Raw genomic sequence first — 15,632 nt, forward strand, 5'->3', positions numbered from 1 at the left:
ATTTTTCATGAAAATTCTAACATTTATGAAAGGTTGTTATATTCTTTGTTATTTTTTAAAAAATTAAGTTAAAGCCTGTTTCCTTGCTAGAAATTCCTCACACTTTGGAGTAATCTCCGTTTCAGTTACGCCTATTTCTCTCATGCTTTGAACAAAATTCTCCACAATTGCCTTCCTTTTCATTTCTCTATAGGTTCGTAGATATACGCCATTCTCAATAAGCCATCCGAGATTTTAAAAATTTACCTATCTGTGATAAGGTTCATATATTTTCATCTATATCCTCCCTGTTTATCGTTATATAACGGGTTTGTTATTGATTCTGGAAATCTTTTATGCCTTTGCTTGCGCAGCTTCTTGTAAAAAGATTCTTCCTTGTTTTCCTCATGCGCAACATTTACATATTCTTCTTTTATTATTTTCTTTTGCCATTCCATCTGGCTCATAATATCATCCTTTACTTGTTAGAATTTGAATGAATTTATCAGATTTAATGCTTAACTCACTTCTTTTTTTATCCTGGTTAAATGTATTTTTCTTAAGGAACCCGTAAGAAATAATTTCTTTTCCTACGAGTTGGTCGTCCCGTAGAGTAAAGTGCTTAAAGTACTTATCGAATACTACTAGTGAAAATTGCGATCTCTTATCTTTGCTTTCAAATACAATAAAATAGACTTTTTCCCTCCGGATTACCCGTTCTACTTTTCCGAAGATGAAGTAAGGAGTTTCAAGGAGCTCATCATTCCAGTGCTGCTCATAGGCCTTCTCGAAATGGAGAATTAACCTCGATATTGGTATTTTAGCGCCTTTTACCTGAACAACAATGCTCGACAAGATACCAGGGTCATAAGAGGTAAGGAGATTAACAACAGCCTTTAAGGAGCCAATACTCTTTGGAGTCTCATTCTCTTGCTTGATTTTAATTTCTGTTGGATCTACAGACTTCTTCTCCTTTTCTTCTCTCTCTACCGTTTTTGGTTCATAATCAGGATCCAACTTATTAAAATTTATCTTTACAATATGCTTTTTGATCCCGTTATCTAGTAGGTCCTGCTGATACTCTTCTACTTTGGCTACGGATTCGAAAAAGGAAAGCGGCTTGTAAAATCCGCAAGTACTCGAATGTTTGTTTTCTTCCGACTTGCCTGTTGTTTTAAAATGCGATACCACACTATCCGTTCCTTTTACAAAGATAACAGGGGCTGAACAGGATTTATCAAGACAATAAATGCTATCTCCGTGGATTTCCGGATTATATTCATTTACTGTAATGACTTGACCACCAGGCAAAATAGCTGATTGCATTTTAATCTCCCTCCTTCATCTTAAGATTTCTTTTTCGGCTTGATCCCTTCAAAACTGAACTCCAATCTCCTCTTGTTATCATTCCATACTAGAAAGGCATCAAAATAATCGTCTGCATTCTTCTTCTTAAAGTTAGTAATCATACCTGCATTACCTTTTTCCAACAAGTTAATAATATTTTGTTGAGTGAGCTCCTTAGATAACATTTTCTTTGGAAGACTAAATTCACAATTAGTAGTCTGGTAGGCGGTGCAGCCGTAAAAACTTCCCTTATCAACTACCGGTTCTCCGCAGAAGCGACATGGCCCTAATTCTCTCTTATTGGAAACCTTTGAAGCTAAGTCTTTTGTGTCAATCACCCAGGTTTCAGACCTTTCTCTCATGTCTGAAACGAAGGAGGTTACTAACTCTTTCACTCTATTTGTAAAAGGGCCAGGCTTTCTCTTCCCCTCTCCAATTTCCTTTAACGTTCGTTCCATATTCCCAGTGGTTAGCGGGGAGGCCAGCCAATTATTTTCACCGATAGCCTTTATTAAAGTTCTTCCTTTTGGAAGCAGAACGATGAGATTTTTTTCTACTTTGATATATGACTTATTTATAATTTGATTGATTATGGCTGCTCTGGTCGCAACAGTACCTATGCTTAGTTCCTTATTGGAAAAACCTGCTTTCTCCTCTTTATTTAAAGTTCTACCAGCCTGTTCCATAACTTTGACCAGCTGACCTTGCGAATAACGAGGAGGTGGGCTTGTTATACCTTCTCTTAATTCTAAATCTCTTAAGAGTACTTCATCTCCAGGTTTAATTGAAGGCATTGTTTCCAGTTCGATTCCCGGATCTGATTCAGCATTACTTTGTTCCCCATGTACCACATCCCGCCATCCGTTATGGGTAAGAGTCTTTCCTCTTGTCTTAAAGCTAAATTGCTCGTCAACGATGGTTATAACGGTCATTTGGTCATATGTAGCGGATGGATAGTGAGCTCCGATAAACCGATTCACTATCAATTTGTATATTCTAGATTCTCCTTCTGACAGCGTTTCAATTGCAGGTATATCTTCAGTTGGAATAATTGCATAGTGATCATCTACTTTCGTAATGTCAATAAATCTCTTATTCTTACTAATGTCTTCAATAGGCGCTGGTAGTAAGTGTTTAAATGCAGGAATGTTAGTAAGTGAGGATAGGATGCGCGGGAACTCCCTCGCTTCATCTTCAGATACGACCCTAGGATCTGCCCTTGGATAGGAAATAGCCCCTTTAATATATAACGCTTGTGCTAATTCCAAGACTTCATCCGGGGAATAATGAAATTTCTTATTGGCATCTTCTTGTAAAGCGGTCAGGTTGTAGAATTGTGGTGGCGGGACATCTAGTTGTTCTTTATCAACACTTAATATACGAATCGTTTTGTTCTTACAATAAGCCAACAGCGCTTGTGCTTTCTCTTGGTCAAAAATATTCTCCTGATTCTGCAGAAACCATCGGCCAGTATATGTCTCTTCTCCTACCATGAATGTACCTTCCAAATTCCAAAATGGCTGCATTTTAAAAGATTCAATCTCCATTTCGCGGCGATATACAATGGACAGAAGACTAGTCTGCACTCTACCTAAACTGAAAGATGTATCAGCTGAATGGCCAGCCGCCTTTAACCTCTCATGCATTAGAATACTAATGGTCCTACTGGCATTCATCCCAATAATCCAATCGGAAGCTTGTCTAAGTTCTCCCTCAATAAGCGAATTCTGATAGAATTTCATATCTTTAAGATTCTTAAATGCACGATGAACAGCATCTTTCGTTAAAGAAGCACTCCAAAATCGTTGAACTGGCTTCTTTGTATTGGAATGTTTTATCACTTCTGAAACAAGCAATGTACCTTCTCTAGCAGGATCACCTGCATGAATGATAGTTTTTATTTCAGGCTTTTGTATCCAGGTAACGATATTCTTATAGATCTTATATTTACTAGGATCTACTTCTAGTTTTAAATTCTCTGGAATAATAGGTAGGTGCTCGAGCTTCCATTCCTTATAAGACGCACTATATTTACTTGGCTCAGCAAGGCGAAGCACATGACCGACACACCAGACTGCTATCCCGCCTTTAGGCATATACTCATTTGGTGCTATCTCTAAGTATAATTTTCTATCCGTTGTCTTAAATATTTTGCAGACTGTTCTGGCTTGGGACGGCTTTTCAAAGATAATAAGTTTAATAGTAAACACCTCATTACGCAGCGTCTAATAGTTCGATTCCTTTCTGAATGGCACCGCTAGCCCCAAAGCCGTTTACAAATTCAATAGGCTTGCCTGTTTGTTTGCAAACTTCTTTCACCATATCCATAGATACATGGCCGATTGCCCCTAAAAGAACCACTACACAATCTGCTTTTTTTATAATAGATTTGAATTCCTTCTTATTCCCACCGTTTCTTGTTTTTCCAGAATGGAACAAGATGTTACAATTCATTTTCTTTCCCATTTTGATAAAAGTGAGTTCGTTTGATCCACCGAAAATAGCTACAGTTTTTTTCATTGTATTCAACTCCTGGTTATATTTTAAATAATTCAATATGTATTACTTTATTAAATAATACAACAGGAGTTCGCTTGATGCAAATAAATTTATTTATTTTTCTGAATAATGAAAGTGCTTGATGTTTAACCATCCTTCATTTATCGATTTGACTACCGCCCCGACCCTGCTATTAACCTTTAACTTTTTCTGTATCGTGGTGGAATAATAGGTGATCGTTGATTCAGAAATGAATAATTTCTTTGCAATTTCTTTGTTGGTTAAATCTTGGGCCATTGATTCTAATATTTCCCACTCTCTATTGCTTAAGAGTTTATAGGGACGAATTGGTGGAGCGGCTTTAGCTTCACTTTTATCCTGCTTGAATAATTTCATGATAATGTAGCGATTTATGCCCTGGTCTATAAAGAGCTCTCCTTTGGATACTCTATTTACCGCATCCAAGAAACGATTTAGATAATTAGTCTTCAAAAGGAACCCTTTAGCCCCCCTGTAAAAACAATTTAAAACAAATGATTCTTCATCTAAACTTGAAACAACTAGAACATTCGTTTTGATTTTCATTAAATCGTTCAGGACATCTTCCCTCACTTGAAGTTTTGAATCTACAGGATCAATAATTATTATGTCTTGCGATGAGAACTGTTCCAATTCTGCTGACTCTATGGCCAAAGAACCGATAAAACACTCAGATTCCGGATAGTGAATATTTAATAGATTCTTAAATCCTTCGGCATGATAACGTTGTTCTGTAATTATGCATATTTTCATATTCTTCCCTCACTCAAAAAATAAAGCCCTCCATATAAACATACTCAAAATGAATATGTTTTACGGAGGGCTTATCCCTTATCGCTATATTTTCCATATAAAAAAGTCCCAACAGGAATAACTGCTCGAACCTTTTTGGCTCTACCTTTATTATAGAGTCTTTTTATTAATACTTACAATAAAAATGTGGAAAAATTTCAGATGCTTAGCCGAATCACCTTTCCATTATCCAACATGGTGTATCTTCCAATACCATTTTGGTCTACATACCAACACATTCTAGATGCAAGAGTACTTGGAGCCTCATGATCATGAAGCGGAACAACAGAGGAGTACTCTCTTTTTTCGCCTGTAATAGCAAGAGATACTGTGTTTTTTGAATTATTTACAACCCAACAACCAAATGTTTCATCCGGAGAGGTGTACCAGTATGCATCCTCTCTTTGTGATGAGATATCTGGGGAAAAAGGATAGGCTTCATTTTCTTTAGCTCCTTGCCATTCTGCAATTACAGAAGGAGCTGCTTCTTCCATGTGATTTACCCAAAGTTGACTATTCTTTTGGAATGAGTTGGATGTAACTTTTTTATGACAAGAGAAAAATACACTTGGATTAGTAACCTCACGATTTTTCCAATAACCACATTGATTCGTCTTAGGATCATATATTTCACATGCGGTTTGACAAGTGGCCACTCTTTTCTCTTTATTATTCACGACAAGTGACAACATACTATCACCTCCATCTCCTTGATTTAAGTATACATAAATATGATTGGTACGGTAGTGGAAAGTATGGCAACCAACACAGATCCGACCATTAATCGTCTGCTCCACCTGTGATAATCAGGGTGCTTAATTAATTTGTAAGTGAACCTAAATAACAAACTTGTTAGTAGCATACCGATTGCTATAAATACCCCGGTCGTTGTAAGAAAATTAATTATATCCTTTATAAGAGCGGGTACGCCAATAACTGTTGTTGAATAAAATAAAATGGGACCGCCCCGTAATACAAGTATAACAAGTAAGGAACTCATCATAACACCTGCAGACCATTTCATCCATTGTCCATTTTTAAATAGCAAAGACATGGAATAACCGATTACTGCAACAATGAAGAAGATGCTGATCACATTCATTCCTGTTTCATAAATACCTGGTAAAGCGCTACTCATTGAATCAGTCAATCCAGAGAATAAACCTGTAGATCCATCTTTAGATTCAAATGGCATTTGAGTTCCTTGAGGTTCCGGAATAAAAGTTCCAGCTGCTGCTTCTCTATGAGAACTAAATAAATGTACAAGTGTTATGGAGGCCAGGCTGAATACTATTTTTTTATTCAACGGTGCTTTACTCCTTTAAATACAGTAGCAACTTTTTCTTTACGAACATTCCAAACGAGCTTACCATTTACCATTGGCACTTTGCTGTAAAACTTATATTGTTCCATACTTTTCTTAGTTGCAATATCAGTGATAGTTAACCAGTTTTCCCACGAACCTACATTTTGTTTGCCTTTTTGTAGGGTTTTGACAAAATCTTTAGCATTTAAGGAGATATTAAACACGATGTTTCTTAATTTATTCTGATTTCCTTTAAATTCAACAGAATCAACAAACTTCTGATACTGCGACAACACTTCAAAGGTCCTGAATGTATATGCTGCTACATCCTTTACTTTGTCTCCTAACTCAATATTTAAAGCTAAGTGAATATTTGAATCTTCAAATGTCCCATCCTGTTGAACTTGAATTTCAACGGTGATTCCCTTTTTTATCTTTTGTATAAAGGGAGTTAACCAACTAAGGCTAGTATACTCTAAATAGTCTTTAATATTGTCGTAATAGTCTTCTTCAGAAAGCTTAATACCTGGTTGCCCATAGCTTTCTATAAACATTTTGTTCTCTTTTGCATTAAATTTAAGTTCAAGGATTTCCACTACTATTGACCTCTCCTTCAGTTGGTCAATGTAGTCATTTATATTTATTTCTTGTAAAAACATGGTTATTTCCCCTTTCCATATCCCTAGTTAAAGTTTAGTTATTATTATTTAATGTGTCTATCATTTTTCGACAAATATTCCTACATAACTATAAAATAGTTAATTAGTACCATAAAATGTTCATATTTCCTCCTTTCCCAAATGCACTGTAAATTCTTATGTAATGCATTTGGGAAAAGAGGCGACTTTAGTCGCGCTCTTCCTTAATCCTGTTTATACAGCAGCTGCTACATCATCAAAATGGTTTATATCAAAATATTCCGGTTCGTCCGGCAAGCAATATTCTGGATTAGTTCGTTGCAACAACTCTATCTCTAGAGCTTTGACACCATCAACGCTTCTATCGACGGTTATATTCAGGACATCTCCATTTTGGATACAATCTATCTTTTCTCCAACATGGATCCATATACGACTACCATCAGAAACATGAATATAATCTTGTTCAAACCCGCAAACGCTGACTGTCCAATTTTGTACTCCTATCTGTTCATCCTTAATCTTCACTGTATCTGGCTGACTACAATCTTCTATTACTGAATCAATTACGATCTCATCATCAATATAAAAGTCATTCATAGATAAGAAGTTCTCATCGAATTCTTCCAACGAGTTCATGGATACTAAGTTACCGCTAAGCTCTTTATATAACTCTTCTGCCTGAGTACCAGCTATATCCGAGTTCTCATATACTGTCAGTTTTGTTTCAGCAACTCGTTCATGGAACGTATCAACTTCTTGGAATTCAAACACTTCTGCTTTTCCAAAATAGTAAGGACGTTCTTCAGTAGAGTATTGAAAATATAGAAACTTTTCGTATGCATAGGTTTCGAGTACTAAGACAATTAAAATTTGAAGTGAAAATAATATGGTTATCATTTTTCGAGTTCTCCCATCCAATTAAAATAATTCAAATGCCAATTGACCATCTATAGGGGCCTTTTTTCTCAGAGCTTTACTCTTTACCTCTGTTACTTCTAATAGCGTAACCTGTACCTGTTCGTGCTCTCTTTGTGGCTCTGTTAAGTGAGCTAGAATAGCCCCATCTTCCACCACGTTCATTCCAAAAGCTAGGGCAAGGTCCACTTCCAAAACTTCTTTTTTCACAGAGAACCCAGGTATTACTCCCCTTTTAATGTTTTCTGCAATAGTTCTGGATTGTCTCTTCATCACATTCATAGTAGCTTCTACTTTGATTTGGTTATCCATCCAATTTACGAACTGTTCTTGAATGGATTGCTGCTTAAGTGCTTTTTTCTTCTTTCCTATTCCAGATAGAATTTCTCTTGCGCGATCAGAATGCTTACTGACCCAATCTTCTGTTGAACCTTTAAGAACTTTATTACCTTTCTTAACAGATTCAATTAGCATTGATTGTAAGTCGCCTTCTTCTCCGAGCATTGCTGAAAGTCCGTCACTTGAGACTTCTCCATTTATGGCTGCCGTGGCTCTATTCTTTTGAGCGATTAAAGTGGCCATAGTTTCCTGGAATGTTTCTTTATACTGAATGTAGAACAAGCGACATTCTTGGTCCTGTCCAATCCTCCAAGATCTTCTGGCACTTTGATTAATCGTAAATAAGCTCCAGCTGAACTGATAGTAAATTAACGTTGGGGTACAAAGCAGTCGGGTAGGTCGGAGGTGTTACCACCTCTTTCCCCCCTAAGAACCGTACTTGTACCTCTCAGCACATACGGCTCAAGCCATCTTTCATCCTCATAACTTAATATTGAAACTTCTTGAATGCTTTTTTCATGAGGCTGATGGCCTTTTTATTGTTTATGTCTTTTACACCGTTAGCCTTTAGGTACTCTACGACTTTTGGTAATTCTTTACCTTCACCGTATTTCTCTAACAGCACATGGTGTGTTTTGTGACATGATTTATGCAGTAGTTCAAGGTTTTCGTAACTGTCGATTCCCCCAATTACTACAGGTACAATATGATTGCTTTCAAGTAGTTCCGTTCCGAGTAAAGATTCCCCGCAAATTCTACATTTGTATTTACTTTTCTTCGCAAGTTTACGTTTAGCATTGGTATTTTCTCTATCGAAAATCTTCTCATCACGTTTTTCAAAGTATTGTTTGAGAGAAGCATTAAATGGACTACTATTTTGCTTAATTTTTACGTGTCTTACAATTTTTGCCCAACTCATACGTATAAGTTGTTTAGTTTTATTGTTAGGACACGTTAATAGCCATTTATCTTTGCTTACTCCAGTGTGGTCAGGTTTAAAGTACATCTTAATGATTTTCTTAATCGATGTGTGATGGTGACGGTGTTTCAGATAAATCAATACTCTCTCATTGACATAAGAATCAATGTCTCTGTAGATTACCTTCGCTACTGTTGGTGACCAATAGTTAGCGATTCCTTGTAGCACACGATTTAATTTTTCGATTAATGCTTCCGTTTCTCTGCCTTTACCCCAGTCGAACACTTCTTTGATTTTGCGTTTAGCATTTTTAACACTGTCTTGCGATGGCTTGATGAATAACTGATTACCTTGTTTAGTTGGATATTGTCTAAAATTAAATCCTAAGAAATCAAATCCTTCTTTAATATGAATGATTCGTGTCTTATCTTCGGCTAATTCTAAACCACGTTTATTCAAGTATGGCTGTAATTTTTCATACATCTCATAGGCTTGTTCCTTAGTAGGACATACGATGATAAGGCAAGTAGACCACTGGAACCTCCCCAGTAGTCTCTCTCAGAACCGGACGTGAACCTCTCAGCTCATCCGGCTCCCATTATTCAGCCGTAGGTTTGATACCAATATCCCAGTGTTTGAAGAGTTTAGGATTTTGTTTAGATATTCTGCCTAGAAAATGTTCTGCCCTTCTCTTGTGTCGAGATAACTTTTTATACTTTCTTCTCGCCCACATAATTAAGGCTTTGTTTATGTGCCTTAAAGAGGAGTACATTTCTGATTTGTAGAATTTCCCATAGTAGTTAATCCACCCTTGAATTACTGAGTTAAACATATTTGATAGGTCTATGAGCTCTTTATCAGCCTTCAATTGTAGTTTCCAATCTCTCACTTTTTGCTGAATTGATTTCTTAGATTTGTTACTGATGGCTGGCGTGAAATTCACAAAATGTTTCCCCCACCTGTTCTTCGACAGCCTTGGTCTGAACGTGTATCCAAGAAAATCAAACGCTATGTTTTCATGATCTTCTTTCCTGTCCGCATCCTTACAATATACGATTTTGGTTTTGGAAGGATGTAGTTCGAGTTTACATTCATTCATTCTTTCGCTTAAGGATTTGAGCACATTCTTTGCTTCTTCCTCTGTCTTGCAGTGGATGACTGCGTCATCTGCATATCTAGCGAATGGATTGCTTGGGTGATTAATAGCCATCCATTTATCGAACGCATAATGTAGAAATAAATTTGCTAGCACCGGACTTATGACACCACCTTGCGGTGTGCCGGAGGTGCGTTCTTTTATTCCTTCATTTGTTTGAAATGGTGCTGTTAACCATCTTTTGATGTACAACCTAACCCAGTCAATGTCTGTATGCTTATCTACTGCTCTCATCAGTAACTCATGGTCGATGTTATCGAATAAACCTTTAATATCAAATTCAAGTACCCAATTGAACTTCCAGCATCTTTTTCGGGTTGTCTCTATTGCTTGAATAGCGCTTTTCTTAGGTCTGTATCCATAAGAATCGTCATGAAAGAATGGTTCTACCAAAGGTTCGAAGTATAACTTCACTGTCATCTGTGCAATTCTATCCGCAACCGTTGGAATTCCAAGTGTCCTAATACCTCCACCTTTCTTTGGTATTTCTACCGCTTTTACCGCTGGAGGAAAGTAACTTCCCGATGACATTCTGTTCCAAATTTTATACAGATTATCCTTTAGATTTCTTTCAAATTCTTCTAAAGATTGCTCATCAATTCCTGCTGACCCTTTATTTGCTTTAACCCTGTTAAAAGCTTCAAAAACTATCTTTTTAGATATCGCATATGGCTTTGTTTTATGCATAAGTTCCTCCCAGTACTATGGTTGACTTGTTTATAAAACTGAATAATATAACCCCTTTGCTCCATCTCCGTTAGGAGGTTTCATTGCTACTACGAGTTATTCCGCCCCTATACATGGCATTGGTACTCTGATTCTTGTGGGGCTTCCACTTGAAATCTCTCCCTTAGCATCCATGTCGTAGGTTCCCACGTTCCACACAAAAGCCTATATTAAGTTCACGCCGCCTTTATACCGGTCACCGAACGGACAGTAAACAGGTTTCCTCCGAACTTATCCTGAGTTAACGACTCCCCCTCAGTTTTGATGACATCTCTACGCTTTCGATACTTCTTCAGCGGTTCAATGGTTTTCGTCTCCTTAATACGTACCTGACAGTGTCTTGCACTGCCTTTTCCCTAACGCTCAATACCCTAGCTTTTGCCTAGAGCACCTTAGGGTGGTTTGAAATCTCCACCTGTATGGCGATTCCGAGGGGCCCACCCTCATCTTTTGTGCAGCATGTTGCACTATGCAACTCTTCGAGTTGTTTTTGTGCTCCTTCGTGGCACACAATCATCTGCATACCTTACCAGCCAACCCTCTTTAAGAGTTGTCTTTTTCAGAGCTCTCCATCTGTTGGAGTCTTTGGGATAAGTATAGTGGGTTTTAAAGTCCTCCCATTGATCTGCTATCCATTGGTCTAGTTCGTTTAGAACTATGTTTGATAGCAAGGGGGATAAAATTCCACCTTGAGGAACCCCTTTACTAGAGACCCCCTCGAATTGTACTTCTGCTTTTAACATCTTTTTGATGATTGCAAGGAGCTGCTTATCTTTAATACCAAGAGAATAGATTTGTCGGATAAGTTTGTTGTGATTGACATTATCAAAGAATCCTTTGATATCAATATCCACAACATAGTGACAGTAACCTACATTGATTAGATTGGTAGCTCTTGCAATCGCATGATGTGTTGAACGGTTAGGTCTAAAACCGTAGGAATGTTTAAAGAATTTAGCTTCACAAATCGGTTCAAGTACTTGTTTGATGGCTTGTTGTACCAGTCGGTCTTCCATCGTGGGAATTCCTAGTGGTCTTTTAGTGCCATCTATTTTGTCAATAAAAACTCTACGAATTACGTCAGGTTTGAAATTACCAAGGCGATTCTGGATTTTGTTGACAAATTTTTTCTCATTAAGAACTTTATATTCCCGAATAGTCAGCCCATCTGTACCTCTAGTGCCACTACCTGTATTCGCTTTGATGTTTCTATATGCTAACAAGATATTATTTCGATTAGTTATCAATTCCATGAGATTATGAAATTGATGACCTTCTTGTGCTTTTGCATATAGGTTATCAAAGACCGATTGCATGTCATAATACTCTGAGTATCTCACTGCGTTAGTCATTGGTAAGTTCGCTACTCTCCCTTTTTATTGAGATTTCGCCTACTTTTCTTAACCGATTGCTTACCGCTAGATTTATAATTACCTATTATTGATAGTTAGACTAGTGGCCTTCCCTCCGCTATGTTTCCATAGTTTCATTAGTACCATGCCACCACTTTCACGATTGATTAATTTACGTTATAGATTTAATCTTTTCCGTAAAACCGCTTCACAGACACCAAAGTCTCCACGTCCATCGCTTCCCACGTTCCATTGTTTCTATCCGTACATCTCTACCCTTAGATGCCTTCTTTACACCTGCTTGCTTGAACATCCCTTTATGATGATAAGGACTTTCATAACAAAAAATTTTACTTATCCTCACAAGCACTGCATTAACAGCATGATTATTCCTAATCATTTCGGCTCTAGGTGCGTACATTCGAAGGTTCGTCAGTTTCTATTGAAACATTCTCATCATAGGTAGTTTTTGGACATCCGGCATATCATCCTTCCATTACTTTAGAAAAAAGCATTGGGAAGAATTTCTGCCGACTTCACCTAGCTTCAAACAGAAAATAATTTTGGTTTAATTTCTGCATGTAGGAGTCTTAATGGTATGCTTCGGGGCGGTTAACTCCCTCATTTCATAACTCGAAACAATAGTTAGCTTTCTTATTGAAAGCCGATTATTTCACATTCGCAAATGCTTATAAATCAACGTGTCACACTCTTGTTTCCTATATTACTCATAGTTTAGTAATCTCCTCTCTAGTGATAAATAAAAAGAGTATCCAACCTGTATAGGTCGAATACTCTTCGTTAAACTCTGCTTAGAATGGGTATTCATCTTCATTAGATGAAGATGATGAATTCCAGTCCCAGCCGCTATTATTATTGTTGTTGTCTTGCTCATAATGCTGATTATCGTTCGCTTGGTTGTTGTGTGATTGGTTACTAGATTCAAGATTCTTCTTGCTTTTGCCTAGAAATTTAACCTGGTCTGCAACAATTTCTGTTACAAATTGAGTTTTTCCAGTTGAATCTTGGTATGACCTGGTCTGGACTCTACCAACGACTCCAGCAAGATCTCCTAGTCCTAAGTATTTACAACTATTTTTAGCCATTTCTCCCCAGATAACCACATTAGGAAAATCCACTGGTACTTTCCCATCATTATTAGGATCTGGTTTTGCTCCAGGACGTTCGCAAGCCAAAATCATATTGGTTACGGCTTTTCCTGAGTTATTAGTATTATTAAGAACTAAAGGCTTGGCTACTCTTCCTACAAGTTGGACCGAATTCATCATGTGTAAAAACTTCCTCCTAAAGGTCTATTTATTACTCTCTCTCCCTCTTACTAGCAACCGAAATTAAAAATTAATCTTCTAAACCAAAGAAATAATCAAAGAGTCTAGCTCTGATCCCCTTGGTGTTCGTAGTTGGACGATTAGTTCCGATGTAAAACTTCTTTTCACCGGCAAAACACCAAACCACGCTTTGTCCTGTCTGCTGCTGCATACAATCAACAAAGTGAAGTATTTCGTCTACTGCTTGTTCTTTAGTATTCGCACGGCATGGAAAAAAACGTCTTGTACCGTCCTTAAATATAATCTCCGCTTTAATTCTTTTTTGTCTTGTAATTACTTCTAATGATGGTCGGTTAACCAAATATTCTGTAACTACATCTTTCTTTCCTAATAATCCCGCTAATGATTGTTGTGGCATGAAACATCCCTCTTTCTAAAAAGTTTTTTGAGAATAAAACGCAAAAAAGCACCCTTTAGAAATGATTGGTTAAACCAAAAATGGTTGTTCAATCACCCCAAAGAGTGCTGCGTTTTATAAGTTATAAGGCCCGCTAACCTTAAAAGGTTGCAATTAAAAAAGTAAAGAGAAAGTAATATACTTTAATTATAGACCTATTATTTCAAGAGTTCAATTATTTTTCTAATAATTTGCTATATTACTGTTCTCTAGAAAGAAATCGGAACTTCCCTTTTTTTAAATCTATAATCCACCAGCAGTCTACATCTTGTTGATCAAAAGTATATTCCTCATTTGGGACTTTCAATTCCGATAATTTTTTGTAAAGTCTATAATACTCTAATAATGCTGAACCTATTTCGGAAGATTCTTCTATTTTTTCAAAATTCAAGTCGTTAATTTCTGCCTTTTTTAGAAATCTAAATAGGAGACAATTATTAATCTCACTAAGTGTAAATATTAATTCAGAATTTAATAAGTTAAATATCGGGGTTTGATACATATTCTCGATAGTTTCTTTTATAACATGATATTGAGCCATTAAAAATTTTGACTCAGTATAATAACCTGTATAGTGTAGCGATTTATCCGAATCTCCTTTTACAACTTGAAAATAGAAGTTCATTTCATGATTAGTAAATTTCTTGATTCTTTTTTCAACCTCAAAAGAGACTGATGCATCATCCATCAAGTTATTAATCTCATGCTTAATCCAAAAATAATTATTAGTAATACTCATTATCCCAATAATTTTATCTATACTATTATCGAAGACAATAAGGGCTTTTTTTTCACTTTTCAATTCAGGTATTCGTACTACCATTAAATAAAAAAACCAGCTTATCAAATACCCATAACTTAAGTTATATATAGTTTCACCTAACTGACTACCATATGAAAACCAAGAGATTAAAGGTACTTGAGACGTATGGATAGAACTTAATGGCGAAAATTTTATCGTGACTATTAAGATTAAACTAATCACAACAATTACAATAAGTATATTTTCTTTAATCTTCTTTATTGCGTTCATGTATATCCCCTATTATTTTATTCTTTTATTTTCCAGAAATTCAAAACTGTCCTAATTGAAAAAAGAAGATAGCTTCCGCTACCTCCTAGCTCTGATTTTCATTGCTTGAAAAACCACATCCTGTAATTCCATATTCGTTATACTTCCAAATACATCATCTAATTCTACTGGATAGCCATTATAAAGGGATAGCCCTACTTCTACCATTCTTCGAGTAGATCCAGTTAACTCTGGTGAACTCACAATATGCATTTCTTTTTCTTCATTCCATCTCATATGTGCATATAAAGGGGAATTATCCTCTTCATACATTTTTTCTGTATAAATTTCAGGGTAAGCTGCAATATAAATGCTAGATTCATACTGAATGTCTTTACCCGGTGTTAATCTGTATCTATGCATTAAGCGTTCATAATTTTCTTGGTGAACTTCGTTAACAAAATACATTATTTTCACTCCTAATCTATTGTACAAGTGTACTTGATACAAAGAAAACTGTCTTTTAAAAAGTGAATTCGACTCTTTTATGTGAATATCCTCCATCCAAGGTGAAAAGAATGGGTATAAACTCGTCATAAATCTAATATATTTTATCAAACTGTTATGTGAAAGGGAGCGATTTGATGGACGGACAATGGACATACTCATACTCCGAAATAGAATGGGTCAATGATTCGTTTCATTCAAGAGAGGAAGCTTTGGAAGAAGCGGTAAATCAGGATCAGCAGAAGGTAGTTTGGATTGGCCAATTATCTTCAGTAGATAATAATGAGTTGGAATTCTTAGTGACTAACATCGAACGAATGGAATATGCATAAGCAACTTTAAGGCAAAAAAAATCAC

17 protein-coding genes and 1 pseudogene are annotated in these 15,632 nt (G+C 36.4%); 1 reads left to right on the forward strand and 17 read right to left on the reverse strand.

Annotated features, from left to right (window positions below):
* Positions 1-272: 272 nt before the first annotated feature.
* The 17 genes and pseudogenes from ACFVAD_RS20450 to ACFVAD_RS20530 all read right to left on the reverse strand — a co-directional run bounded on the left by ACFVAD_RS20450 (position 273) and on the right by ACFVAD_RS20530 (position 15,236).
* On the reverse strand, positions 273-446 hold the full coding sequence (locus tag ACFVAD_RS20450) for a hypothetical protein (protein ID WP_386644504.1): 174 nt from the start codon (positions 444-446) through the stop codon (positions 273-275).
* Between the two features lie 4 nt (positions 447-450).
* The gene (locus ACFVAD_RS20455) at positions 451-1,305 is read right to left on the reverse strand and encodes a hypothetical protein (RefSeq protein ID WP_386644507.1); all 855 of its coding nucleotides are present in this window, start codon (positions 1,303-1,305) and stop codon (positions 451-453) included.
* Between the two features lie 20 nt (positions 1,306-1,325).
* Positions 1,326-3,536, reverse strand: a complete 2,211-nt coding sequence (locus tag ACFVAD_RS20460) for a type IA DNA topoisomerase (RefSeq protein ID WP_386644510.1) — start codon at positions 3,534-3,536, stop codon at positions 1,326-1,328.
* Between the two features lie 4 nt (positions 3,537-3,540).
* Positions 3,541-3,846, reverse strand: coding sequence for a DUF2325 domain-containing protein (locus tag ACFVAD_RS20465; RefSeq protein WP_386644512.1), 306 nt, complete (start codon positions 3,844-3,846; stop codon positions 3,541-3,543).
* Between the two features lie 93 nt (positions 3,847-3,939).
* Positions 3,940-4,617, reverse strand: coding sequence for a LuxR C-terminal-related transcriptional regulator (locus ACFVAD_RS20470; RefSeq protein ID WP_386644514.1), 678 nt, complete (start codon positions 4,615-4,617; stop codon positions 3,940-3,942).
* Positions 4,618-4,814: 197 nt separating this feature from the next.
* Complete coding sequence (locus tag ACFVAD_RS20475) at positions 4,815-5,348, reverse strand: hypothetical protein (protein WP_386644517.1); 534 nt, start codon at positions 5,346-5,348, stop codon at positions 4,815-4,817.
* Positions 5,349-5,371: 23 nt separating this feature from the next.
* Positions 5,372-5,962, reverse strand: coding sequence for a hypothetical protein (locus ACFVAD_RS20480; protein ID WP_386644520.1), 591 nt, complete (start codon positions 5,960-5,962; stop codon positions 5,372-5,374).
* The gene (locus tag ACFVAD_RS20485; protein ID WP_386644523.1) at positions 5,959-6,621 is read right to left on the reverse strand and encodes a hypothetical protein; all 663 of its coding nucleotides are present in this window, start codon (positions 6,619-6,621) and stop codon (positions 5,959-5,961) included. Before ACFVAD_RS20485 ends, ACFVAD_RS20480 begins: the two co-directional genes overlap by 4 nt.
* A 213-nt stretch (positions 6,622-6,834) precedes the next feature.
* Entirely contained in the window at positions 6,835-7,500 is a 666-nt protein-coding gene (locus ACFVAD_RS20490; RefSeq protein WP_386644526.1) for a hypothetical protein, read from the reverse strand.
* A 21-nt stretch (positions 7,501-7,521) separates the two neighbouring features.
* Complete coding sequence (locus tag ACFVAD_RS20495) at positions 7,522-8,100, reverse strand: hypothetical protein (protein ID WP_386644529.1); 579 nt, start codon at positions 8,098-8,100, stop codon at positions 7,522-7,524.
* Between the two features lie 244 nt (positions 8,101-8,344).
* Positions 8,345-9,259 (reverse strand): group II intron maturase-specific domain-containing protein, encoded by a 915-nt coding sequence (locus ACFVAD_RS20500; RefSeq protein WP_386644531.1) that lies wholly within the window; start codon positions 9,257-9,259, stop codon positions 8,345-8,347.
* 115 nt (positions 9,260-9,374) lie between these two features.
* Positions 9,375-10,619 carry a group II intron reverse transcriptase/maturase gene (gene ltrA / locus ACFVAD_RS20505; RefSeq protein WP_251434772.1) on the reverse strand — a complete coding sequence of 415 codons (1,245 nt, stop codon included), beginning with the start codon at positions 10,617-10,619 and terminating at the stop codon, positions 9,375-9,377.
* 551 nt (positions 10,620-11,170) lie between these two features.
* Positions 11,171-12,010 (reverse strand): annotated as a pseudogene (locus ACFVAD_RS20510) (reverse transcriptase domain-containing protein); the annotation flags it as partial.
* 812 nt (positions 12,011-12,822) lie between these two features.
* Positions 12,823-13,299 (reverse strand): single-stranded DNA-binding protein, encoded by a 477-nt coding sequence (locus tag ACFVAD_RS20515; protein WP_386644538.1) that lies wholly within the window; start codon positions 13,297-13,299, stop codon positions 12,823-12,825.
* Between the two features lie 70 nt (positions 13,300-13,369).
* Positions 13,370-13,717: a DUF6018 family natural product bioysynthesis protein gene (locus ACFVAD_RS20520; protein ID WP_386644540.1), complete on the reverse strand. Its 348-nt coding sequence runs from the start codon at positions 13,715-13,717 to the stop codon at positions 13,370-13,372.
* Between the two features lie 238 nt (positions 13,718-13,955).
* Positions 13,956-14,789: a hypothetical protein gene (locus ACFVAD_RS20525; protein WP_386644543.1), complete on the reverse strand. Its 834-nt coding sequence runs from the start codon at positions 14,787-14,789 to the stop codon at positions 13,956-13,958.
* 78 nt (positions 14,790-14,867) lie between these two features.
* A complete protein-coding gene (locus tag ACFVAD_RS20530; protein ID WP_386644546.1) occupies positions 14,868-15,236 on the reverse strand; it encodes a hypothetical protein in 369 nt (122 codons plus the stop codon).
* A 176-nt stretch (positions 15,237-15,412) separates the two neighbouring features.
* On the opposite strand from ACFVAD_RS20530, the gene ACFVAD_RS20535 reads away from it, so the two are divergent.
* A complete protein-coding gene (locus ACFVAD_RS20535) occupies positions 15,413-15,607 on the forward strand; it encodes a hypothetical protein (protein ID WP_386644549.1) in 195 nt (64 codons plus the stop codon).
* The last annotated feature ends 25 nt before the right edge of the window (positions 15,608-15,632 follow it).

The organism is Sutcliffiella sp. NPDC057660 (assembly GCF_042800035.1).
In the GTDB taxonomy this organism is placed as follows: domain Bacteria; phylum Bacillota; class Bacilli; order Bacillales; family Bacillaceae_I; genus Sutcliffiella_A.

Excerpts from the sequence above, each read along its gene's own strand:
- ACFVAD_RS20535 (WP_386644549.1), top strand. The coding sequence starts at position 15,413 with ATGGACGGACAATGGACATACTCATACTCCGAAATAGAATGGGTCAAT.
- ACFVAD_RS20495 (WP_386644529.1), bottom strand. The coding sequence starts at position 8,100 with ATGGCCACTTTAATCGCTCAAAAGAATAGAGCCACGGCAGCCATAAAT.
- ACFVAD_RS20475 (WP_386644517.1), bottom strand. The coding sequence starts at position 5,348 with ATGTTGTCACTTGTCGTGAATAATAAAGAGAAAAGAGTGGCCACTTGT.
- ACFVAD_RS20465 (WP_386644512.1), bottom strand. The coding sequence starts at position 3,846 with ATGAAAAAAACTGTAGCTATTTTCGGTGGATCAAACGAACTCACTTTT.
- ACFVAD_RS20455 (WP_386644507.1), bottom strand. The coding sequence starts at position 1,305 with ATGCAATCAGCTATTTTGCCTGGTGGTCAAGTCATTACAGTAAATGAA.
- ACFVAD_RS20490 (WP_386644526.1), bottom strand. The coding sequence starts at position 7,500 with ATGATAACCATATTATTTTCACTTCAAATTTTAATTGTCTTAGTACTC.
- ACFVAD_RS20500 (WP_386644531.1), bottom strand. The coding sequence starts at position 9,259 with ATGTATGAAAAATTACAGCCATACTTGAATAAACGTGGTTTAGAATTA.
- ACFVAD_RS20515 (WP_386644538.1), bottom strand. The coding sequence starts at position 13,299 with ATGATGAATTCGGTCCAACTTGTAGGAAGAGTAGCCAAGCCTTTAGTT.
- ACFVAD_RS20470 (WP_386644514.1), bottom strand. The coding sequence starts at position 4,617 with ATGAAAATATGCATAATTACAGAACAACGTTATCATGCCGAAGGATTT.
- ACFVAD_RS20530 (WP_386644546.1), bottom strand. The coding sequence starts at position 15,236 with ATGTATTTTGTTAACGAAGTTCACCAAGAAAATTATGAACGCTTAATG.
- ACFVAD_RS20520 (WP_386644540.1), bottom strand. The coding sequence starts at position 13,717 with ATGCCACAACAATCATTAGCGGGATTATTAGGAAAGAAAGATGTAGTT.
- ACFVAD_RS20485 (WP_386644523.1), bottom strand. The coding sequence starts at position 6,621 with ATGTTTTTACAAGAAATAAATATAAATGACTACATTGACCAACTGAAG.
- ACFVAD_RS20450 (WP_386644504.1), bottom strand. The coding sequence starts at position 446 with ATGAGCCAGATGGAATGGCAAAAGAAAATAATAAAAGAAGAATATGTA.
- ACFVAD_RS20525 (WP_386644543.1), bottom strand. The coding sequence starts at position 14,789 with ATGAACGCAATAAAGAAGATTAAAGAAAATATACTTATTGTAATTGTT.
- ltrA (WP_251434772.1), bottom strand. The coding sequence starts at position 10,619 with ATGCATAAAACAAAGCCATATGCGATATCTAAAAAGATAGTTTTTGAA.